Origin of the sequence: Chryseobacterium sp. ZHDP1, from assembly GCF_018603435.1 — a bacterium.
In the GTDB taxonomy this organism is placed as follows: domain Bacteria; phylum Bacteroidota; class Bacteroidia; order Flavobacteriales; family Weeksellaceae; genus Chryseobacterium; species Chryseobacterium indicum.
In genome coordinates, this window is record NZ_CP075682.1 from 2,265,587 (window position 1) to 2,284,109 (window position 18,523).

The following is an 18,523-nucleotide window of genomic DNA, read 5'->3' on the forward strand; positions in this document are numbered from 1 at the left end:
TGCATTTCGTTTCCCGCAGACTGCGTGAGACTTCCTGCGTTTGCAGGAAATGTAAAACAACCCTGTTTGTAATCTCCTGCAACTGCATTTGCTTTCCCGCAAGTTGCGCAAGACTTCCGGAGTACTCCGGAAATGTAAAACAACCCTGTTTGGAATCTCCTGCAACCGTATTTGGTTTCCCGCAAGTTGCGCAAGATCTCCGGAGTACTCCGGAAATGTAAAACAACCTTGTTTGAAACTAACGGAGATGACGATAGCGCGGATTTGTAATCCTTGATTTTACAATATAGAAATTAAAGTTACAGATTGTGACATCGGTTGTTTTTATTCTTACAAGAAAAAAAATAAAAGTTTGTAAGTTTAAAATCTATATCGTAATATTGCAATATAAAATTAAAGAAAAAAAATGGGAGCAACTAAAACAGACCATTTTACAGACCAACAAAATACGGTTGCAACACTTTTAAAAGCGTTGGGGCATCCTGCAAGGGTGGCAATTATAGAATATTTAATGAAAGTTGATACTTGTATTTGTGGTGATATTGTAAACGAACTGCCACTTGCACAGCCTACTGTTTCACAACATCTGAAAGAACTCAAAAATGCAGGGCTGATAAAAGGTAGCATTGAGGGAAATTCAATCTGTTATTGCATTGAAGAAGAAGCTATCGAGAAGTTGCAAAATTATTTCGCCAACATTTCAATAAAACTTTCTAACAAGAAAAACAACTGCTGTTGAACTAAAAACAAATAAAAATGAAATTATCACAAGTAAAAGCACTTTTGCCTACATTAGACAATGTTACGTTTAAATTGGAAAACGGAGCTTTCGTTCCTGAACATTTTCACGTTACCGAAATCGGAATGGTTACTAAAAACTTCATCGATTGCGGCGGAACAATACGCCAAGAAAAAATGGTAAACTTTCAGTTGTGGAATGCAAACGACCTCGAACATCGTTTGAAACCCATAAAGCTTTTAAACATCATCGAGCTTTCGGAAAAGCAATTGAACATTGAAGATACTGAAATTGAAGTTGAATATCAAAGCAATACAATCGGAAAATACGGGCTGGCTTTTGACGGGGTAAATTTTATTTTGCAAAACAAAACAACGGCTTGTCTGGCAAATGACAAATGTGGTATTCCGCAGGAAAAACAAAAAGTAAATTTATCTGATCTTACAACGCAATCGGCTTGCTGTACCGTTTCATCGGAAAACGTTAAAAATAATTGCGGCTGTAACGCCAATGTTGATGAAACTGTAAGTTCCGACAAAAATGTTTGCTGCTGATGAAATCTTTTTTCATAAAACACAAAAAACCAATTATTATAACAACTTCGGTTATTGTGTTACAGCTCATATTCGGTTTTGATCCGAAATTTTTCATCATAAACATCATTTGGTTATTCGTATGACATATAAAAAGAAAATTCTGGTGCTTTGCACGGGCAATAGTTGCAGAAGCCAAATTGCAGAAGGATATCTCAGATATTTTGCAAATAATAAAGCAGATATTTACAGTGCGGGGGTTGAAACACACGGGGTAAACCCCAAAGCTATTGCCACAATGCAGGAAGATAACATTGATATTTCAAAACACACTTCAAACAACATTAAAGAATATTCCGACATTGAGTTTGATTTTGTAATTACAGTTTGTGACAACGCAAAAGAACGTTGTCCCTATTTTCCGAGCAAGGCAAAAAAATTTCATCAAAACTTTCCAGATCCGGCAAAGGTTACCGGAAAAGAAGAAGAAATTAAAGAGGAGTTTAGAAAAGTAAGACAACAAATAAAAGACTATTGCCAACAGTTTATCGCAGACAATTTATAGCCCGGTTTCGCGATTTTACAATATGGAAATTAAAGTTACAGATTGCAAATCTGCGACATCGGGAGAAAATGTTTAAATGAAAGAATGAAAAAAATATATTTAATATTTTTATTGCTTTTTTTATCTAATTTTAAATCTCAAGACATTAATAGAGTTAAAATTAGAGATTCTTTAGCAACAGCTGTATATGATAATAAAATGAAATTGAGTAATGAGTTAATTACAAATTTTAAAAATTTAGACTATTCAAAACTCAATAAGAAAATCATTAAAGATATAGGGTTTAAAAATTTAAAAAGTAAAAATATAATTTTCTATTATAATGGCTATTGTGATCATTATATCGATGACGACCTGTTCTCCATTCATTTTTGTGCTTACAAGACCATATGCCCCGCATATAACCAAACTCATTTTTGGACAGAGAAAACAATAAAATACATCCTGAGCAAATACAATATTAATTTGATTCCTTATTTGGGTTACGTGGATAGTTTTATAACTGACGATAAACCTTACCAGACTTTTGAAGAAAAAATTAAACCGTATTATTATGACAATTCTAAAGATATAATACTAACAGCAAAGAAAGAATCTAAAGGATTGTTTATTGAAAAATATAAAAACCCAAATGGAAGTAAAACTGAAGATATCTTACCATTTTATTACTTTTCTAACAAAGAAGAAAAAAGTGAGTTAATCTTAAGAAAAATTCAGGGGAAAGCAGAAAATTATCAATCCATATTTATTTCTTTTAAAAATATAAAAGATAAAATTGTTATTGTTAGATTCAAGTATAATCAAGACGAATCGGGAGAATTTCAAGATAATAAATATAAAGTCTATCAATATAAAAATAAAAAATGGAAAGAAATTCCCCCCAGAGAAGAGTATAAATCAACTTATTAAACTCGATAGCGCGGATTTGCAATCCGTGATTTACAATATGAAAATTACAAATCCGTGACATCGCGAGAATTACACTGATTTTGTGAAGTTTTTTTACAAATAATCTAAAGGACTTTTGACTTTACTTTTGGAAATATCTGTAATATGGGTGTAAATTTCTGTGGTTTTAATATCATTATGCCCTAAAAGTTCTTTAATTATTCTGATATCTGTACCGTTTTCCAAAAGATGCATTGCGTAAGAATGGCGCAGTGTATGAACAGTTGCGGGAGAACTGATGTTTGCCTTTTTCAATGAGTTTTTAAATACCTGCTGCACACTTCTTTTTGAGTATTGTTCTGTATTTTGACCTTCAAACAAATACGTTTTCGGCTGATAGATTTTAAAATAAACTCTCAATAATTCGAGCAATTTGGGAGAGAGGTTTACGAATCTGTCCTTCTTCCCTTTTCCCTGTCTGATTAAAAGAACAGATTCCTGAGATTTTATATCCGATATTTTCAGTTCCAGAACTTCACTTAATCTCAGACCACACGAATAGATTGTAGTAAGGAGAGCTTTATGCTTTATATTCTCGGTACATTCAAGGATCTTTTTTACTTCGTTGCGGGTAAGAAATTTAGGCAACTTTGTTTCTCTTCTTTTAGGATACAGATGTTTAAGATTGATATCCTTACCAAATAATAATTTGTAAAATTTAGCAATACTCGAAAGAATAATGCTTTGATGCGATGCAGAAATATGATGTTTATTAATTTTCCAAAAGATAAATTTTTCAACATCTTCTAAAGAAATATCAAGCGGATCTGTATACTTTTGAGAAGCCATACTCAAAAAATTCTGAAGAGCACTTGAATAGTTTTTTACAGACGATGAACTGTATCTTTGAATAATTAATTTCTCTTTGTAAGAATTTACAAGCGAAATAATTTCCATGGTTAAGTTTTCATCAAATATATAAAACTTCACCCATACAAAAAAAATAAAACCTCAGAAAAATACACTTTACAAGCTTTTAAATCAGCAATTTAACCAATATTATTGTATTGATTATAAAATGAATGGACGCATGTTATAAATCTTGTATTTGCGCAATGCGTAAATTTAAATGTCAGCGATTATACTAAGACAAACATTAAAATAAAACAATATGGAAAACTCATTAATCTTTCAAAATTCACCACAAGTAACAATAGCAACTAACAAGTTTATAAATGTTCCTGTTATTTTAAAATACGAAGACACCAATATGATTGAAGTTATTAAGGAAGAAGGTATTGGATTTACAACACAAATTCCAATATACCATCAAGACGGGACTTATTTAGCTAAAGTAAAAGGAACTAGAATGTACTTAACCAAAGACGGTGAAAAAGCAGGTTTAAAAATTGAAAAGCATCACAATTTGTGGGTATGTACAATGGACAAACAAATCTTGTTTGAGATACAACAACAAACAGGTGATGCTTTTAAAACGAATGCGGAACTCTATACACCTGATGGCTATTTCGTAAAATGTTCAGCTTCACCATCTCCAAACCTTATTGACACGACTGGAAATGAATTGAAAATTGGAGGAATATTTATGTCTGGAAATACATTTTTGGGTTGCCAAATTGGGATTTGGCTTAAAAAGAATGGTTCATGCCTAATTGGCGTGAATGGCTAATCACTTCACTTGACAAAAAATTACGACGCTTAGGTAATATGGTGACTGACGTACTTCTGAGAAAAATTTGAGCAGAGCTCAATCTCAGTAGTTCTATTAAACTTTACTACAAAAAAATTCTCCACCTTCGTAAAGTCACCGAAACGTTATGCTCAATGCTTAAGAATAAGAACACCAAAAAAAATCAGATAATTATGTCAAACATCAAAATAACGCTTATTGCCACCCTGTTGACATTGACTGGGATGGTATATGGACAAGACAACCCGATAGCGCGGATTTGCAATCCGTGATTTTAATTTCCATATTGTAAAAGCATGGATTATAAATCCGCGACATCGGGATTATTTATCCAATTCGGAATAATACTCTTCAAAATCAAAAACAATATCAAATAATTCTTTTGGATGTATTCTTAATCCGGTAGCAATTTCAATGAAAGTACTGAGCTGACAATCGATTTTGTTATTGGCAACATCACTAATTCTTGCCGCTGTAACATTGCACTTTTCAGAAATCTTAGAATATGGAATCTCTCCTTTTATTTCTTTTATTTTTTCTGAAACCAGTTTTTTGATTTCATCGGTCTTAAATTCATTCATAACTGCACTCTTTTGTGCAAATTGAAATTATTAGTATAAATTACCATTACTGAATTCGGTAATACAAAAGTATTTTTATTACATTTGCCGAACAATTAATTGATTAGAAGAAGTTTATTACGTTTGATGAAATATAAAATCATTAAATGCCGTAATAAATTGCTTATTTAGAGATAAAACACAATTTATCATATACCCTTGGTTTGTATAGGCAGGAAGTTCAGGTATTTTTACAGCTTCCTCCTGTACAGCCAGAAAAATGTAAAAACAAATAACCAAAAACAAATTTATCAGATAACAAAAACACCATGATGAATTCAAGAAAACTTAAAATCCATTCAAGATTTCAGAAAAGCAGCAACAAACGCATCATCGTTCCGGAAATAAGGCTCAGAGGAAAATGGCTTGATGAACTGGGTGTCGGAAAAGGAAAAACTATACACATCCAGCAAAAGAAAAAGAAACTCACCATTACTGTTGCGAACTAGCAAAATCTGAAAAATGCATTTCGTTTCCCGCAGACTGCGCGAGACTTCCTGCGTTTGCAGGAAATGTAAAACAGCCCTGTTTGTAAACTCCTGCAACTGCATTTGATTTCCCGCAGATTGTGCAAGACCTCCGGAGTACTCCGGAAGTTTAAAACAACCTTGTTTGTAATCTCCTGCGACCGTGTTTGGTTTCCCGCAAGTTGCGCAAGATCTCCGGAGTACTCCGGAAGTTTAAAACAACCTTGTTTGTAATCTCCTGCGACCGTGTTTGGTTTCCCGCAAGTTGCGCAAGACCTCCGGAGTACTCCGGAAATCTAAAACAACCTTGTTTGGAACTAACGGAGATGACGATAGCGCGGATTTGTAATCCTTGATTTTACAATATGGAAATTAAAGTCACGGACTGCAAATCTGCTATATCGGTGAATATTCAGCAGAAGAAAAACAAGATCATCATTACGGTGGATGAATTATCAATAAAATTCAATTTGAAAAACTGTAATCTTTATACTTTTTGGAGCTAACTTTTGCTTTTTGAAAATTAAAATTCTTATATTTGGCTCCTTATATTAAAAAACTAAATACGGATGAAAATCGAATTAGAAACCCTACTTTCATTTGAACATGAAAAATTTCCCAAAATTCTGGACATAGATATTGATGAAAATTCCTCCTCCATTGGCGAACTCATTTCAAAAATTCACGAACTTTTACACATTCCTACTAATTTTGAACTAAAGTGGGAGCATCTGACAGAGAAAATATCGTGTACATATTATTTCATTGAAAAAAAAGAATTTAACGAGTACACTATGATTACGGATCTGGAAGAAAAGATTTCTGGTTTCCCTAAACACGGGCAGGACGGAGCATTACATTTATTTATAGATGGAAGCACAAAACTTGTTAATTAATTACAGATGGAGAGAAGACCTTCTCAATGATCAGGAAATCAAGAAAAATTTACAGCAAGGAAGAAATTTAGTTATAATAAAAGACTTTCCGTTAGATGATGAAGAACTGGAAACATTCATCAGCAGATTGGGAATTGCCATAAATGAAAGACGAAATAATAATGGTAAAGCGGTTTTTGATGTAAAAATAGCCCGTCTTAATAATTTCTTCACATCCATTGCAAATTCTAACTTAGAATTTCCTTTACATACAGATTGTGCCGATTTTGATGTAATTCCGAACGTTATAGGTTTGCTGTGTGCAGAACCTGCAGATCATAATGAAGGCACCAGTAAGTTTATGTTTCTTCATACGTTACTGGATCATTTACCGCAAGATGAAGTACAGAAACTTTCAGAAAAAAAATGGAAATTCAGAAATCGGCAGAGAAGTATTTTGCAAATAGAAAATGGAAGGTATACAATCTGTTATGACAGAATTACTATGGAATCCTTTTCGAAATTAAATCCTGACGAAATTGAAGAATTAAATAAACTGGATGCACTTTTCAAACGTTTTTCCTTTAGCATTAAACTGGAAAAAGGTGATTTAATCTTATTCAGAAATGATCTGTTGCTACATGGAAGAGAGAAAATTAACATCAACTCCCAAAGACTGCTGAAAAGAATCAGATTCTCAATTGCTAATTTTTCCTAAAGAAAATTTTGCTTCCACAATCTTTTAAAAAACTAATAAAATTACAGATCCATGAGTTTTTATTTCACTATCCAATCAGAAAAAGAAATCACGTATAGACAATTAATCAACGAGTTACCTCTTGAAAATATAGAATTTGGTCACTTAGAAGACATTGATGATTATATTGGGGAAAATAATTACAAAGCTTTTATTAAAAACAAATCTACACGCGGCGTAAATTTAAGCCATCGCGAACAAAACTATTCCGTAAGCCTGAATGTAATTGCCAGTGAAACCGATTTTGAAATTGCATTACTTATTGTTGAAGCCCTTTCCAAACTTACAGAGGCTGAAATATTACCAGAAGACAGAGAAACTCCTATTGACATAGTTACCTTTAGAAACCATTATGATAAGAACTGGATAGAAGAAGAAAAATATCTGGGAGTAAGTATTTTCTTAGACAAAATCGGTAATGATGGAGATACGTTAGAAATAGCATGCTGTTATATGAGTTATCTGGTTGGTCCCGATATTCATAAAAAGCTGGATGCAGGTTACGAGAAATCTTATTACGAAGGGTTAGTAAGCTATATCAGCAGCACACAATTTTGGGACAGAGAAAAATACCACATTCCAAGTATTATAAGATTTACAGATAAAGATACGGGTGAAGATAAGGAGCTTGTTCTTTTATACCAAAATGGAAATCAGTTTTTAAGCAAAGCAGATGAAGTAGTTTTATCAGACGGAGAATCCAGAATTAAAATTCCGTATGATAAAATAAAATTACTGGCAACTGAAAAATTTCATTTAGTAGATGAGAAACAATATGTGGTGGATGAATTAACGGATGAAGAGTATAAAAGTATTTATCTGAAGGCAGTGGAAATTTCTTCTGTAAATAAGGCTGAAAATACAACAAAACCAGAATCTGAAATCAGAACTCCAAAGAAATGGTGGGAATTTTGGAAGTAATAACGGGTTGAAATGAAACATTTGTGAAAATTGCTTTATATTTTTAGTAAAACAAAAAAACAGGACTATGAATTTCAGACAAATTTTATCAAAACCAGAAAAGAAAATAAAAGTAATTTTAACGTATAGGATTGACGAATCTGATATAAGAAATTCTGAATTTGCACATTTTAAAATTGTGGATTTTTCCGACGTTCTTCAAAAAAATAATTATGATCCTTTAAAAGATTCAGAGCTGAATAAACTTGAATACCTTTCTAAAATGATTATCAGCTCGGAAGATAATATTGTAATTTACAACACAAGATCGAATCTGGAAGATTTTGATACCTTGTCTGAAATGTTAAAGCCGTACGAATTAATCATCGACAATATTTTAGTACCCAACGAATCCAAAAGAAAACAACAACTTATTGATGGACAGAAAGCGTATAGAGAGCACAATCGCTGGCTGAATTTTTACCCCGGAGAAATTGAAGAAAATCATAAGTACTTTGAACAGAGAATTAACACCTTAAAAGAAAAGTATAGAAATACTGAAACAAAAATATCAGAGATCTAAATCCTGATAACCCGATGTCGCGGATTTGAAATCCGCGACATCGGGTGAAATAATATATCATTTTAAATCCACCAGTTCAGACAAAGAAACTTCCAAAGCAATAGCCAATTCCAGCAAAGTATAAAGTGTAGGATTTACTTTTCCGTTTTCCAATTTTTCAATTGCCTGTCGGTCTTTATTACAGGCACGGGCAAAATCCGACTGGCTCCAACCCTTTTGTTCGCGAAGTCTAATAATTCTTTTACCCAATTCTGTCTTTAGCTGTTCTCTGGTCATAATTCAAATGTCAGCTAATTCGCTTACAAAATTGTCATACAAAAAGTTGACAAATTGATTTTTTTTATATTTTTGTCATATAAAAATACGACAATGATGAATTCAAGAAAACTTAAAATACACTCAAGATTTCAGAAAAGCAGCAACCGACTGATCATCGTTCCGGAAATCCGCCTCAGAGGAAAATGGCTTGATGAACTGGGCTTCGGAAAAGGAAAAATGGTGAATATTCAGCAAAAGAAAAATAAACTGATTATTACGGTGGATAATTGAGCATGCATAAATTCTTAGATCATTATCATTTTAATAAACTTTGGAGCACTTTGCCTTTAAAAATGTCTTTCTTTTATTCAAAGGAATACATATATTTGAATCCTTAAATTATTAAAAACCCTTATATTATTCAGCCATGAAAAAACATTACATTTTTCTTTACCTCCTTTTGTTCCCGATAGTTTCCTTTGCACAGGATATTAAATTCAAGAAAGACAAAGTACTAATCGACGGCAAAGAGGCTTTTAATACCGAAAGAGCCGGAACGTTTGGTGCTGCGGGTTACGATATATCTCCTTTAGATTCAACTAAGCCTTTCCTTTCCCTAATATCCAATAATGGCGGAACTCATATGGAACTATCTGATGATTACGTTATCATAAGATTTTTAACCGTGGGGAAAAATCTTGAAATTTCCGGTGGAGATATCAGGAAAGCTTTAAAATTATTACTTAAAAATGAAGTTATTGTAAACGGAAAACTTGATGAATCGAAAATTGATATTTTCATCAGCAATTACGATGAAAACATTTCAGGAAGAACATTAATCAGAAGATAATTGATTATCAAACTTAATAGATACCCGCTCTACAAAAGGTAGAGCGGTTTTTTTATATTTGATAACAGATTATATCTTCAGATATGCATTAAAAAAATTATCCCGAAATCCGCATCAGAGGAAAATGGCTCGATAAAATAGGCTTCTGAAAAGGAAAAATGGTGAATATTCAGCAAAAGAAAAATAAACTGATTATTACCGTTGATGAGTTATAAATATGATATGATGTATTTGTTATTCGCAACATTTAATTATAAAATTCAATCATAAAAAACTCAAATTTTGCACTCTTTTTGGTTAAATACTTTCCGTACCTTTGATTATATCTGAAATTTCAGGAAATTATTCATCATCAATAAACATCACAGCATGAAAATACTCATCATTGGCGGTAACGGAACCATCGGAAAAACAGTAGCAGCACATTTTAAAGAGAACAACGAAGTTGTAATTGCTGGAAGAAATTCCGGAGATGTAACGGTGGATATTGCAGACAGCGATTCCATTAAAGAAATGTTCGAAAAAACAGGAAAACTGGATGCCATCATCTGTATCGCCGGTGAAGCAAAATGGGCTGATTTCAAAGACCTTACCGAAGAAGATTATTATATCGGACTGAAAAACAAACTGATGGGACAGGTTAATCTCGTCCGTATCGGAAAAGATTATCTGAATTCCAATGGTTCTATCACCTTATCTACAGGAATTTTAGCGGATGATCCGGTTGTTCAGACTGCAAGTGCAGCAATGGTGAACGGCGGAATTCACAGCTTTGTACAGGCGGCAGCGCTGGAACTGGAAAACGGAATCAGACTGAACGTTGTCTCTTCCGGAATGGTGGAAGACGCTTATGAAAAATACAGAGATTATTTTCCGGGACACAACCCTATTCCCATGAAAAAAGTCATCAATGGTTACGTAAGAAGCGTAAACGGAAAAGGAAACGGCGAAGTCATCAGAATTTATAACTAAAAAAATATAAGGTTGAATGATGAATAAACTGCCGAAATATTTAAATGATCTCGAAGAAAAAATCTCAAAACACGCTGTTTCAAATCCTGAAATTTCGAAATCAACTGTAGGATGGCAAATCGAACATATTCTGCTGACAATTAATGCCATCATTGAAAACATAGAAAAATCTGATCCCAAAAATTATAAATGGAGCTTTAAGCTTTCGAAAATTATGGTTTTTGCTTTGAATAAAATTCCGCGAGGTCGCGCAAAATCCCCAAAAGTAGTGACTCCGGGACATTATGATGAGCAGACTTTGGAGCAGCATTTGCAATTCACCAAAACGAAAATCAGGCAACTGGAAAATCTTAATCCTGATAAATATTTTAATCATCCTTTTTTCGGAGATTTAAAACTGAAAAAGGCAATTAAATTTCTGGAAATACACACGAATCATCATGTGGAAATAATTAATGATATTTTGAAGAGTAAATGACGAATAACAATCAACTCTTCCACATTATCTGGACAACTTATAATGAATATCCTGTTTGGGATAGAAACGGCTGTTGGAAAAAACTTACTGATACTTACTCGAAATTACGCCACCAGAATATAAGCTGCACATTATCCCACAATTTACCCGATGAATATATCAATAAAACACCACAAAACAACAGGATTCTTTTACAGGAAAAATCTATAAACCAATTGCGGCTTGATATTCATGAACTTTGCAGAGAAAACAGCGACAGAGTAATTGACGGACTTGAAATTAAAGCGCTTCATATTAATGAATCAAAAGTTGAAATAGTCGTGCTTTCGAATATAAAAGTACTCAATCAGAAAATTTCAAGACTGAAAAGCAAAACCTCTTCTGTCCTGTTAAGTTCAAAATATACCGAAGAATTTTCCGGAAACAAAATCTGGGGAAAAGGTTTTTGGTATTCAATGATTTTAAACAAAGAAGATTTGGCGATTGCAATGATACAGAATGGTTTTTCTAAAGAATTTTGAGGAATATGGATTAATTATAAGATTTAATCTGGAAAATAAAACCTACCACACCCAAGAACTTATAGAATTGAAAATGAATAAATAAGCATTATTTAAAATTATAAATAGCTGAATTTAACGTTGGAAATTAACCTGATTTCCACTTATTCAATTTGCGGATTTGTAAAGTAAATTCTATATTTGCCGAAATCAAAAACTAAAAACCGTTGAAATATTTAAATTATACCACAAAAATTACTTTTTATTTGTAAAAGTGTTATTCTATATTTTAACACTTAAAGACACAAGAAAAATTTCATTTAAAATCTACCGCTTACAGTCAGTCATATCCTTTATAAAAAAGATCCGTTAAAAGATTAAAAAACACAAAGTCAGAATTTTAAATTCTTAAAAAGACCAACATTTAAATAAAACATAATGACCAAACAATTAAAGTTTGCAGTTGTATTATTACTAACAGTTGCAAGCATGAATGCAAATGCTCAGAAAAAAGCACCTGCAAAAGCTACAAAGCCTTCTACAGAAAGCAAATCTTCAAAACCAAGCAAGCAGGAAACAATGGATTGGATAGCCGGAAAAATGAAGGAAAACCTAGGATCATACAGAACATTTGTTTCTTATTCCGACGGAAAATTTGTCTATAAAAAGCCATATGAAAGAGAAAACAACTTCTGCACAACAACGATTGACCTTAATAAAATTACAGGAATGAATTCTGAATATTCAGACGATTTCTATGTAACAGGAAAAGGCTGCCTATCAGTTATTTGTGATGGTGAAAAGAATGCTACACAGAATCAGGTATTTTCCATAAGCGGTCCTAACTATAATGACTATTCAGCTCCGTTCAATTTTACCCCGGATCAGATTTTGGTAGAAAGATTAAAAAAAGCGGTTACGACTTTAATTGAATACAACGGATCAAAGAAAGAAGAAGGAGAAGCCTTTTAAAATATCATAAACAAATATTCTTAAAATTAATAACATGAAAAATAAATCAATTTTAGCAGCATCTTTTTTTGCTGTTTCCTTAATGCTTATCTCTTGTGGAGAAAAACCTCAAAACATAGAAATGGGAAAAGAATTCAAAGTGTATGAAAATCCCATTACCGTTTTAAAAGTAGAAGAAAGCAAAATTCTCAGAAACGACAAAGATTCTACCCTGCTTTTTGCTCCCAATGGAAAAAAGTATGTTTATGCAGAAGTGAAAAATCCTAAAAATGAAATGATCTTCATAAAAGCTTTCAATAAAGATGTGGAGGTAAAATATGATGACGATTTATCTTTGTCAGATTACGAACATGATATCGACAAAGGATTTACCGATGATTACTTCCTGATTGATGACAACAGCTCGATTGATAAATTAGTGATTACAGATCCATCAGAATCGCAATTTGTTTTGACGAATCCAAAAATTACAAAATCTACTACTGCAATTTCTCCCGAAGCTCAGAAAATAGTAGACTCTTTTGCTAAAGAAATAAATCTTTTAAATGCTTTTGCTCCATATGTAAAAGATGGTAAAGACGTTCTTTCGATCACGAAAGACGAGGGAGATTTGCCTGTTAACCGTTTGAGCATGAAAGCTGAAGTAAATTACTTTTCCCCGGATGGAAAGCTATATATCTTTAAAGTAACCGATATTATTAAAAACATAGCAAAAGTGTATACAACCTGGGAAAATGGGAAAATTACAAGCATTGTAGTAAAGCCTCATTACAGATAATAAAGCAGATATTAATAAAAAATAGAGTATGAAATTAGGAAGATTATTTGGAATTCTTGCTATTCTGGGAGGAGGTTATGTTACTTACATGGGATATGAAATGATGCAAACCACAGGATCGGTTTTTAAGTTTGTAATAGCAGCGCCGGTTTTTGTTTTAATTGGAATTGCCATGTTATTTTTTCCCGGTGGGGACATTACAACAGCTGAAAGCAGGAATAAGACTAAAGATCCAAAAGTATGGATAAATGAAGCTCCGAAAAGTCACAAAATAGCTTGGCTGGTTGCAGGAGTTGTAGGATTTATCATTTCCATGAACCTCTTTAAAATTTAAATGATAAAGTTTTTAACAAGATTTTGTTGAAATTCTATAAAACTTATACAATGAAAAAAATTAATTTACTTTTACTGATTTTCGGATTCTCCTTTACGATGTTTCAGGCACAAACTTCTAAAAAAAGCATTAATGAAAATCATTTCAAAACATCAGATCTTGTAGATCTTGACTTAAGCAGCAAAGGGTATAATGTAATTACCAAAGCTCCAAAAGGAGCCAGAATAATTCAGGATGGAAAAGATATTGCTGTTTATGGAGGAAAATTTTTCAAAATGACCTTTTCTAAACAAGATTTTTCAAATCCATTTAATGAAGATGAAAAATACAGCAATATTGCCGAGAAAGTAGCAGATATTAAAACATTAGCAAGTGATAAAGAAATGAATCCTGGCTTTGTAAAATTTGAAGCAGAAGATAAAAACGGTTTCCTGAACAGAAGTACAGTAGGCGGTCTATCATTTACTTATGGAGTAAAAGCCGGAGATAATGCCATTATGATCTCTGATGGTATTACTTATGATATATCACCCGATAAATTTACAAAGTATACCGATGAAGATATAAGAGTAATGTATGAAGCTGCAAAAGCAACGGTAGCAAAATAATTATAAAAGTTCTAAAAAGAGTATTTTCATCAGCTCTTAGTTCTGTGAAAGTTTCAGAGTAAACAATACAGAATCCCGGACTTTAGGTTCGGGATTTTTTATATCAGAATAAATGGAAATCGCAAAAACTGTTTTTCCTTTAATTGTTTTCGATATATTTGTTTTCCATATTAGTTTCTAAAATGCTAAAAAACTGATATCCGAAAATAAAATAACCAAACTCAAATATGAAAATTGCTCTTTTCTCAGACATTCACGGTAAAATTCTGTTACCTTTCAAACTTGTTGATCTTTACCAGAAAGAAACGGGCTGCAAAATTGATTTTATCTTACAGTGCGGAGACATGGGAGCCTATCCAAACATCGAAAACCTTGATAAAGCAACGATAAACCACGCACAATACGACAGAGACGAACTCGGTTTTCATGATGATTTCAAAAAAGAAAATCCCGAGATCAGGGCATTTTTGAATGAGCTTAATATTAACATGATCTGCGTTCGCGGAAATCATGAAGACCACGATTTTTTAGATGAACTTGAAAAAGAAAATCCTGACAAAAGCATATTTCCTATCGATATCTACGGAAGAGTTTTCGTCTGCAAATCTGGTTTAGAACAAACATTGGAATCGGAAGATGAAGTTTTACAGTTTGTTGGAATCGGAAGAATCGGAGACCGAAAAGACAGATCCGAAAAGCGCTTTATTCAGGATTACGAAAGAAAGGAAATCAGAAAACTGTTAAAAACTAAAAATACTTTTGATGTCCTGATTACTCACGACAAAGACGACAGCCAAAGCGGTTACGGAATGACTGAAATAAGACAAGTGCTGGACAATGTAATTTTCCAATATCATTTTTACGGACATACGGGAGAGCCTTTTAAAGAGGAAATAGATTCCAACTGCATCACACAGTCTATTAAAATAAAGGAACTGGAATTCAACGAAGACGGAATATTAGAAAACGGCTGTATGATTATTCTCACAAAAGAAAAAGAAGAATTAAGCATTGAAGTTGTTGATCAGAAGCTGACAAATAAAATGACAAAATTTAACTGGAAGTCTCAGTAAAAGAGTATAAAAATTAGTTCAATTAAAACAAAATGGAAAGATTTTCAAACAGTACAGAAGCTGTGATGAATGAAGCTGAAATTGAAATAGAAATCTAATCAAACCCAAACCCCATAATTAAACAAATTATAAAAATGAACGCAACAGAATGGGCAAATAATTATTTCTTAACATTAGAAGAAAAACTTAAAATTCTTAATGTACATTCTTCGGTGGATAAGGTCGTAAGCATTCAGTATAAAGGATTAAATGATTCCGAAATAGATCAAATTGAAGAGGAAATTACGTCAATGTTAAACAATGTTGTACAAACTGTTATTGATGATTATGAATTTGAAGATAATCATGAAGCCATCAATGAAATAAAATACGATTTTGATAAAAAATTTAAATTTAACAGCTATATTAGAGCATTTTACAAAATCAGTAACGGACTGAATATCATATGGCATTCCAATCTGCATTCTTCCGGTTTGGAAAACATCCACACAAAAGATAAAAATATTGAATCTTTCTTTTCGGCAACCCCTGGAGAAGATGCTAGAGCCGATTTTGAAGGTTTCTGTGCTCTGATTCCTCTTCAGGCATTTATAGATCCTTATAAATACTCTATTGAATCTGATTTTGATTATGCAGGATATAATGAAGGGCTAAATAAGGAGGAAGGTTTACAAATGTGCTTTTTAGACTATTTCAATTATTATAACGATACAGCTGTTGTTTTATCAAAAGATGATCCCAATCTCAGCATTATTTTAGGTGAAGACCACAGTGCATCTTATAATGATCTTACCTATTGTGACTTTGTTATTTACATGGAATTTCTACTGGCTACATTTTTTTCGGTTGAACACAGAAGCTCTGAGTTGAAATTACCAAATAATCGAACAGAAACACTGCATGAATTTTTAAAAGAATTTGAAGAATCAGCAACAAAAGATTATAATAAAATCATAGATTTTTTTGCTGATGAAAATATTAAGCCTGAAGATATTTTTAAAAAACCACAATATTAAATCATAAATGAAAAACATACAACTAATTGATCTGGAGAAGCACAGAAATTCTCAATATGAACTTATTGAAGATAAAATCTATAAAAACACAGAAGAGGACATCTATGTTTTTGCAATCAATTTCGAACTGGAAGAAGAGGAAGATTCTCAATATCCGCTTGAAGATGTTTTAGATAAATTTTACCTGCACGTTTCTGATTTTCTTGATGAAGATGCTTTTTACAGCTCAAAAAATATCAGTCTTGAATTAGCAGGAGAATTAGCAGATGTTCAGAACGCCATTCAATCAATTATCGGAAAGAGAGTATATAATTCCGAATATATCGGAAAAGACGGAATTACTTATTTAAAACTGGTGATAGAATAAAATTTAATTGGAAAAATCAGCTCTATCTAAATAAAATCTACATATAAACAATCACAAAAAATGAACAAAAACTTTACAATAGACGATTTACAGGATATATGGCAGAAAGTAAGCATTCTGCACAACGGACAAACATACGGCGGACAAAACAAAAACCAAAAAATAGAATACATCAATCACATCGGAAGTGTGGTATTTGAAATCATCAATGCTTCTAAAAATACTCCTGATTTTAATTTTGATCTTGCCATCAAATGTGCGTTTTTGCATGACACCATAGAAGATACAGATTTCCCAGTCGAAGATCTCGAAAAAGAATATGGCAAACAAGTGAAAGAAGGTGTTCTTGCTCTCACAAAAAATACGGAACTAGCAAAGGAACATCAAATGATCGACAGCTTAAACCGAATAAAGCAACAGCCCAAAGAAGTCTGGGCCGTTAAAATGGCAGACAGAATTTGTAATTTATATGCTCCACCCTATTTCTGGAACGAATCAAAGAAAAAGAAATACCTTGAAGAAGCCAAAGTTATCTATGAGCATCTGAAAGAAGGTAATGAATACTTGGCTAAAAGATTATACGAAAAAATAGAGGCTTATAAAAATAAATGATTAAGATTGAAACACATACTCTTGCAGGACAATTTGATATTGAAATCAAGAAAAACGAAAATTTTTATACCCTTTTAATTATTGCATCCAAATCACAATATTTCAAAGATCACAATGGTAAAGTCTGGAGTGGAAAAATTATCGAAACAGAAAAGCTTTTTGAGATCACAAATCTTATAAAAGAATGTTACAGAAACCCTTCTGTTCCCAAAAGAATAACGATTCTTGACGGAAGATCTATCAAAATCAATTTAAAAGATGATGAATCTCAAATTACATTAAAACTGATAGACATCGATGAAAACACAAACGAATCTGAACTGATACAGAAAATTAAAGAGCTTATAAACGAGGTAATTGGTCATAGCACAACATTAAAGGATTATTTAGATGTTTTTATGTATTAGCCTTCTTAAATTAATGCAAATTCATTTTATTAAATTATGACATACAACGAATTTTACAACCGCATCAACCTTAACAACAATATCGAAAAAAGAGATATGGAAACTTATCTTCTGGCTTTATTGAAGATAGTAGAACACCTAAAAGAACAACCTTTGACAGCCGATTTATTATCGAAAATTCTAATGGATGCATTTACTTCGGAGCCGAAACAATTTGATACAGAATGGTTAAAGATTATAAAAGCGCCGGACGAAAAAAAATTCATCAATTCAAAGACAGGTTCTTCATCCGGCGAATATGATTATACAATTGCCGTTATAAAATTTCAGATTGCAGAGCTGCATAAAATGAAAGGAAAACAGCTGGAAGATGAATGGCGTCATTTTGGAATCGATTCTGAAACTGGCAACCGATGGTATAATTTTGAACCGGATTCTATTTTGGAATGTGGCATGAGATGTTACTTAGACCACGGTGATGATGAAAGTAATGATGAAGAGTTTGAAGTAAGCTGGCTAACTCTAGGAGATTTGCTTGAAATGGGAAGAATTTACGAATAACTGATTGATTCAATTTAAAAATAAAAGCTGTCGTTACAACAGCCTTTTCATTAATAATTATAATAAACATTTGTGTCATACTGAAATAACCTTTAGAAA

The 18,523-nt window shown here is 32.4% G+C and carries 29 protein-coding genes; 26 read left to right on the forward strand and 3 right to left on the reverse strand.

Going from position 1 to position 18,523, the window contains the following annotated elements:
* The first annotated feature begins 406 nt into the window (after positions 1 to 406).
* The 4 genes from KKI44_RS10395 to KKI44_RS10410 all read left to right on the forward strand — a co-directional run bounded on the left by KKI44_RS10395 (position 407) and on the right by KKI44_RS10410 (position 2,746).
* Positions 407 to 739, forward strand: a complete 333-nt coding sequence (locus tag KKI44_RS10395) for an ArsR/SmtB family transcription factor (RefSeq protein WP_214590931.1) — start codon at positions 407 to 409, stop codon at positions 737 to 739.
* Between the two features lie 17 nt (positions 740 to 756).
* A complete protein-coding gene (locus KKI44_RS10400) occupies positions 757 to 1,293 on the forward strand; it encodes a DUF6428 family protein (protein ID WP_250902197.1) in 537 nt (178 codons plus the stop codon).
* 121 nt (positions 1,294 to 1,414) lie between these two features.
* Positions 1,415 to 1,837 carry an arsenate reductase ArsC gene (locus tag KKI44_RS10405; protein ID WP_214590932.1) on the forward strand — a complete coding sequence of 141 codons (423 nt, stop codon included), beginning with the start codon at positions 1,415 to 1,417 and terminating at the stop codon, positions 1,835 to 1,837.
* Positions 1,838 to 1,921: 84 nt separating this feature from the next.
* Positions 1,922 to 2,746, forward strand: a complete 825-nt coding sequence (locus KKI44_RS10410) for a hypothetical protein (protein ID WP_214590933.1) — start codon at positions 1,922 to 1,924, stop codon at positions 2,744 to 2,746.
* Between the two features lie 93 nt (positions 2,747 to 2,839).
* Here KKI44_RS10410 and KKI44_RS10415 read toward each other — a convergent pair whose 3' ends face one another.
* Positions 2,840 to 3,682, reverse strand: coding sequence for a tyrosine-type recombinase/integrase (locus tag KKI44_RS10415; protein WP_214590934.1), 843 nt, complete (start codon positions 3,680 to 3,682; stop codon positions 2,840 to 2,842).
* 214 nt (positions 3,683 to 3,896) lie between these two features.
* Here KKI44_RS10415 and KKI44_RS10420 point away from each other — a divergent pair, with 214 nt between their 5' ends.
* A complete protein-coding gene (locus KKI44_RS10420; RefSeq protein ID WP_214590935.1) occupies positions 3,897 to 4,415 on the forward strand; it encodes a hypothetical protein in 519 nt (172 codons plus the stop codon).
* A 344-nt stretch (positions 4,416 to 4,759) separates the two neighbouring features.
* Here KKI44_RS10420 and KKI44_RS10425 read toward each other — a convergent pair whose 3' ends face one another.
* Positions 4,760 to 5,017 (reverse strand): hypothetical protein, encoded by a 258-nt coding sequence (locus KKI44_RS10425; protein ID WP_214590936.1) that lies wholly within the window; start codon positions 5,015 to 5,017, stop codon positions 4,760 to 4,762.
* Positions 5,018 to 5,325: 308 nt separating this feature from the next.
* On the opposite strand from KKI44_RS10425, the gene KKI44_RS10430 reads away from it, so the two are divergent.
* The 6 genes from KKI44_RS10430 (at position 5,326) to KKI44_RS10455 (ending at position 8,638) form a co-directional block, all read left to right on the forward strand.
* A complete protein-coding gene (locus KKI44_RS10430; protein ID WP_214590937.1) occupies positions 5,326 to 5,505 on the forward strand; it encodes a SymE family type I addiction module toxin in 180 nt (59 codons plus the stop codon).
* Positions 5,506 to 5,888: 383 nt separating this feature from the next.
* Positions 5,889 to 6,029 carry a hypothetical protein gene (locus KKI44_RS10435; protein ID WP_214590938.1) on the forward strand — a complete coding sequence of 47 codons (141 nt, stop codon included), beginning with the start codon at positions 5,889 to 5,891 and terminating at the stop codon, positions 6,027 to 6,029.
* Between the two features lie 63 nt (positions 6,030 to 6,092).
* Positions 6,093 to 6,419, forward strand: coding sequence for a hypothetical protein (locus KKI44_RS10440; RefSeq protein WP_214590939.1), 327 nt, complete (start codon positions 6,093 to 6,095; stop codon positions 6,417 to 6,419).
* Positions 6,394 to 7,116 carry a TauD/TfdA family dioxygenase gene (locus tag KKI44_RS10445; RefSeq protein ID WP_214590940.1) on the forward strand — a complete coding sequence of 241 codons (723 nt, stop codon included), beginning with the start codon at positions 6,394 to 6,396 and terminating at the stop codon, positions 7,114 to 7,116. The genes KKI44_RS10440 and KKI44_RS10445 overlap by 26 nt, the downstream gene beginning before the upstream one ends.
* Before the next feature lie 51 nt (positions 7,117 to 7,167).
* Positions 7,168 to 8,076 (forward strand): hypothetical protein, encoded by a 909-nt coding sequence (locus KKI44_RS10450; RefSeq protein ID WP_214590941.1) that lies wholly within the window; start codon positions 7,168 to 7,170, stop codon positions 8,074 to 8,076.
* A 67-nt stretch (positions 8,077 to 8,143) separates the two neighbouring features.
* On the forward strand, positions 8,144 to 8,638 hold the full coding sequence (locus tag KKI44_RS10455; protein ID WP_214590942.1) for a hypothetical protein: 495 nt from the start codon (positions 8,144 to 8,146) through the stop codon (positions 8,636 to 8,638).
* Positions 8,639 to 8,695: 57 nt separating this feature from the next.
* Here KKI44_RS10455 and KKI44_RS10460 read toward each other — a convergent pair whose 3' ends face one another.
* On the reverse strand, positions 8,696 to 8,914 hold the full coding sequence (locus KKI44_RS10460) for a helix-turn-helix domain-containing protein (protein WP_076390764.1): 219 nt from the start codon (positions 8,912 to 8,914) through the stop codon (positions 8,696 to 8,698).
* A gap of 93 nt (positions 8,915 to 9,007) precedes the next feature.
* Here KKI44_RS10460 and KKI44_RS10465 point away from each other — a divergent pair, with 93 nt between their 5' ends.
* The 15 genes from KKI44_RS10465 to KKI44_RS10535 all read left to right on the forward strand — a co-directional run bounded on the left by KKI44_RS10465 (position 9,008) and on the right by KKI44_RS10535 (position 18,424).
* Complete coding sequence (locus KKI44_RS10465; RefSeq protein ID WP_214590943.1) at positions 9,008 to 9,187, forward strand: SymE family type I addiction module toxin; 180 nt, start codon at positions 9,008 to 9,010, stop codon at positions 9,185 to 9,187.
* A 136-nt stretch (positions 9,188 to 9,323) separates the two neighbouring features.
* Complete coding sequence (locus KKI44_RS10470; protein WP_214590944.1) at positions 9,324 to 9,746, forward strand: hypothetical protein; 423 nt, start codon at positions 9,324 to 9,326, stop codon at positions 9,744 to 9,746.
* A 369-nt stretch (positions 9,747 to 10,115) separates the two neighbouring features.
* Positions 10,116 to 10,718 (forward strand): short chain dehydrogenase, encoded by a 603-nt coding sequence (locus tag KKI44_RS10475; RefSeq protein WP_214590945.1) that lies wholly within the window; start codon positions 10,116 to 10,118, stop codon positions 10,716 to 10,718.
* 16 nt (positions 10,719 to 10,734) lie between these two features.
* Complete coding sequence (locus KKI44_RS10480) at positions 10,735 to 11,196, forward strand: DinB family protein (RefSeq protein ID WP_214590946.1); 462 nt, start codon at positions 10,735 to 10,737, stop codon at positions 11,194 to 11,196.
* Positions 11,193 to 11,717 (forward strand): hypothetical protein, encoded by a 525-nt coding sequence (locus KKI44_RS10485; protein WP_214590947.1) that lies wholly within the window; start codon positions 11,193 to 11,195, stop codon positions 11,715 to 11,717. Before KKI44_RS10480 ends, KKI44_RS10485 begins: the two co-directional genes overlap by 4 nt.
* A 417-nt stretch (positions 11,718 to 12,134) precedes the next feature.
* Positions 12,135 to 12,668, forward strand: a complete 534-nt coding sequence (locus KKI44_RS10490; protein WP_214590948.1) for a hypothetical protein — start codon at positions 12,135 to 12,137, stop codon at positions 12,666 to 12,668.
* A 34-nt stretch (positions 12,669 to 12,702) separates the two neighbouring features.
* Positions 12,703 to 13,446 carry a hypothetical protein gene (locus tag KKI44_RS10495; protein ID WP_214590949.1) on the forward strand — a complete coding sequence of 248 codons (744 nt, stop codon included), beginning with the start codon at positions 12,703 to 12,705 and terminating at the stop codon, positions 13,444 to 13,446.
* 28 nt (positions 13,447 to 13,474) lie between these two features.
* The gene (locus KKI44_RS10500) at positions 13,475 to 13,780 is read left to right on the forward strand and encodes a hypothetical protein (protein WP_214590950.1); all 306 of its coding nucleotides are present in this window, start codon (positions 13,475 to 13,477) and stop codon (positions 13,778 to 13,780) included.
* Positions 13,781 to 13,830: 50 nt separating this feature from the next.
* Positions 13,831 to 14,388 carry a hypothetical protein gene (locus KKI44_RS10505; RefSeq protein ID WP_214590951.1) on the forward strand — a complete coding sequence of 186 codons (558 nt, stop codon included), beginning with the start codon at positions 13,831 to 13,833 and terminating at the stop codon, positions 14,386 to 14,388.
* 227 nt (positions 14,389 to 14,615) lie between these two features.
* A complete protein-coding gene (locus KKI44_RS10510; protein ID WP_214590952.1) occupies positions 14,616 to 15,461 on the forward strand; it encodes a metallophosphoesterase in 846 nt (281 codons plus the stop codon).
* Positions 15,462 to 15,595: 134 nt separating this feature from the next.
* Positions 15,596 to 16,477: a hypothetical protein gene (locus KKI44_RS10515; RefSeq protein ID WP_214590953.1), complete on the forward strand. Its 882-nt coding sequence runs from the start codon at positions 15,596 to 15,598 to the stop codon at positions 16,475 to 16,477.
* A gap of 7 nt (positions 16,478 to 16,484) precedes the next feature.
* The gene (locus KKI44_RS10520; protein WP_214590954.1) at positions 16,485 to 16,844 is read left to right on the forward strand and encodes a hypothetical protein; all 360 of its coding nucleotides are present in this window, start codon (positions 16,485 to 16,487) and stop codon (positions 16,842 to 16,844) included.
* 60 nt (positions 16,845 to 16,904) lie between these two features.
* On the forward strand, positions 16,905 to 17,456 hold the full coding sequence (locus tag KKI44_RS10525; protein WP_214590955.1) for a bifunctional (p)ppGpp synthetase/guanosine-3',5'-bis(diphosphate) 3'-pyrophosphohydrolase: 552 nt from the start codon (positions 16,905 to 16,907) through the stop codon (positions 17,454 to 17,456).
* Positions 17,453 to 17,863 (forward strand): hypothetical protein, encoded by a 411-nt coding sequence (locus KKI44_RS10530; protein WP_214590956.1) that lies wholly within the window; start codon positions 17,453 to 17,455, stop codon positions 17,861 to 17,863. The genes KKI44_RS10525 and KKI44_RS10530 overlap by 4 nt, the downstream gene beginning before the upstream one ends.
* 36 nt (positions 17,864 to 17,899) lie before the next feature.
* Positions 17,900 to 18,424 (forward strand): hypothetical protein, encoded by a 525-nt coding sequence (locus KKI44_RS10535; protein ID WP_214590957.1) that lies wholly within the window; start codon positions 17,900 to 17,902, stop codon positions 18,422 to 18,424.
* The last annotated feature ends 99 nt before the right edge of the window (positions 18,425 to 18,523 follow it).

What these genes read in the sequence shown, in the direction of transcription:
- KKI44_RS10400 (WP_250902197.1), top strand. Translation starts at nt 757, where the DNA reads ATGAAATTATCACAAGTAAAAGCACTTTTGCCTACATTAGACAATGTT.
- KKI44_RS10480 (WP_214590946.1), top strand. Translation starts at nt 10,735, where the DNA reads ATGATGAATAAACTGCCGAAATATTTAAATGATCTCGAAGAAAAAATC.
- KKI44_RS10430 (WP_214590937.1), top strand. Translation starts at nt 5,326, where the DNA reads ATGATGAATTCAAGAAAACTTAAAATCCATTCAAGATTTCAGAAAAGC.
- KKI44_RS10435 (WP_214590938.1), top strand. Translation starts at nt 5,889, where the DNA reads ATGGAAATTAAAGTCACGGACTGCAAATCTGCTATATCGGTGAATATT.
- KKI44_RS10530 (WP_214590956.1), top strand. Translation starts at nt 17,453, where the DNA reads ATGATTAAGATTGAAACACATACTCTTGCAGGACAATTTGATATTGAA.
- KKI44_RS10500 (WP_214590950.1), top strand. Translation starts at nt 13,475, where the DNA reads ATGAAATTAGGAAGATTATTTGGAATTCTTGCTATTCTGGGAGGAGGT.
- KKI44_RS10415 (WP_214590934.1), bottom strand. Translation starts at nt 3,682, where the DNA reads ATGGAAATTATTTCGCTTGTAAATTCTTACAAAGAGAAATTAATTATT.
- KKI44_RS10420 (WP_214590935.1), top strand. Translation starts at nt 3,897, where the DNA reads ATGGAAAACTCATTAATCTTTCAAAATTCACCACAAGTAACAATAGCA.
- KKI44_RS10395 (WP_214590931.1), top strand. Translation starts at nt 407, where the DNA reads ATGGGAGCAACTAAAACAGACCATTTTACAGACCAACAAAATACGGTT.
- KKI44_RS10470 (WP_214590944.1), top strand. Translation starts at nt 9,324, where the DNA reads ATGAAAAAACATTACATTTTTCTTTACCTCCTTTTGTTCCCGATAGTT.
- KKI44_RS10475 (WP_214590945.1), top strand. Translation starts at nt 10,116, where the DNA reads ATGAAAATACTCATCATTGGCGGTAACGGAACCATCGGAAAAACAGTA.
- KKI44_RS10490 (WP_214590948.1), top strand. Translation starts at nt 12,135, where the DNA reads ATGACCAAACAATTAAAGTTTGCAGTTGTATTATTACTAACAGTTGCA.
- KKI44_RS10515 (WP_214590953.1), top strand. Translation starts at nt 15,596, where the DNA reads ATGAACGCAACAGAATGGGCAAATAATTATTTCTTAACATTAGAAGAA.
- KKI44_RS10535 (WP_214590957.1), top strand. Translation starts at nt 17,900, where the DNA reads ATGACATACAACGAATTTTACAACCGCATCAACCTTAACAACAATATC.
- KKI44_RS10485 (WP_214590947.1), top strand. Translation starts at nt 11,193, where the DNA reads ATGACGAATAACAATCAACTCTTCCACATTATCTGGACAACTTATAAT.
- KKI44_RS10425 (WP_214590936.1), bottom strand. Translation starts at nt 5,017, where the DNA reads ATGAATGAATTTAAGACCGATGAAATCAAAAAACTGGTTTCAGAAAAA.
- KKI44_RS10520 (WP_214590954.1), top strand. Translation starts at nt 16,485, where the DNA reads ATGAAAAACATACAACTAATTGATCTGGAGAAGCACAGAAATTCTCAA.
- KKI44_RS10450 (WP_214590941.1), top strand. Translation starts at nt 7,168, where the DNA reads ATGAGTTTTTATTTCACTATCCAATCAGAAAAAGAAATCACGTATAGA.
- KKI44_RS10460 (WP_076390764.1), bottom strand. Translation starts at nt 8,914, where the DNA reads ATGACCAGAGAACAGCTAAAGACAGAATTGGGTAAAAGAATTATTAGA.
- KKI44_RS10410 (WP_214590933.1), top strand. Translation starts at nt 1,922, where the DNA reads ATGAAAAAAATATATTTAATATTTTTATTGCTTTTTTTATCTAATTTT.
- KKI44_RS10440 (WP_214590939.1), top strand. Translation starts at nt 6,093, where the DNA reads ATGAAAATCGAATTAGAAACCCTACTTTCATTTGAACATGAAAAATTT.
- KKI44_RS10510 (WP_214590952.1), top strand. Translation starts at nt 14,616, where the DNA reads ATGAAAATTGCTCTTTTCTCAGACATTCACGGTAAAATTCTGTTACCT.
- KKI44_RS10505 (WP_214590951.1), top strand. Translation starts at nt 13,831, where the DNA reads ATGAAAAAAATTAATTTACTTTTACTGATTTTCGGATTCTCCTTTACG.
- KKI44_RS10405 (WP_214590932.1), top strand. Translation starts at nt 1,415, where the DNA reads ATGACATATAAAAAGAAAATTCTGGTGCTTTGCACGGGCAATAGTTGC.
- KKI44_RS10455 (WP_214590942.1), top strand. Translation starts at nt 8,144, where the DNA reads ATGAATTTCAGACAAATTTTATCAAAACCAGAAAAGAAAATAAAAGTA.
- KKI44_RS10445 (WP_214590940.1), top strand. Translation starts at nt 6,394, where the DNA reads ATGGAAGCACAAAACTTGTTAATTAATTACAGATGGAGAGAAGACCTT.
- KKI44_RS10495 (WP_214590949.1), top strand. Translation starts at nt 12,703, where the DNA reads ATGAAAAATAAATCAATTTTAGCAGCATCTTTTTTTGCTGTTTCCTTA.
- KKI44_RS10465 (WP_214590943.1), top strand. Translation starts at nt 9,008, where the DNA reads ATGATGAATTCAAGAAAACTTAAAATACACTCAAGATTTCAGAAAAGC.
- KKI44_RS10525 (WP_214590955.1), top strand. Translation starts at nt 16,905, where the DNA reads ATGAACAAAAACTTTACAATAGACGATTTACAGGATATATGGCAGAAA.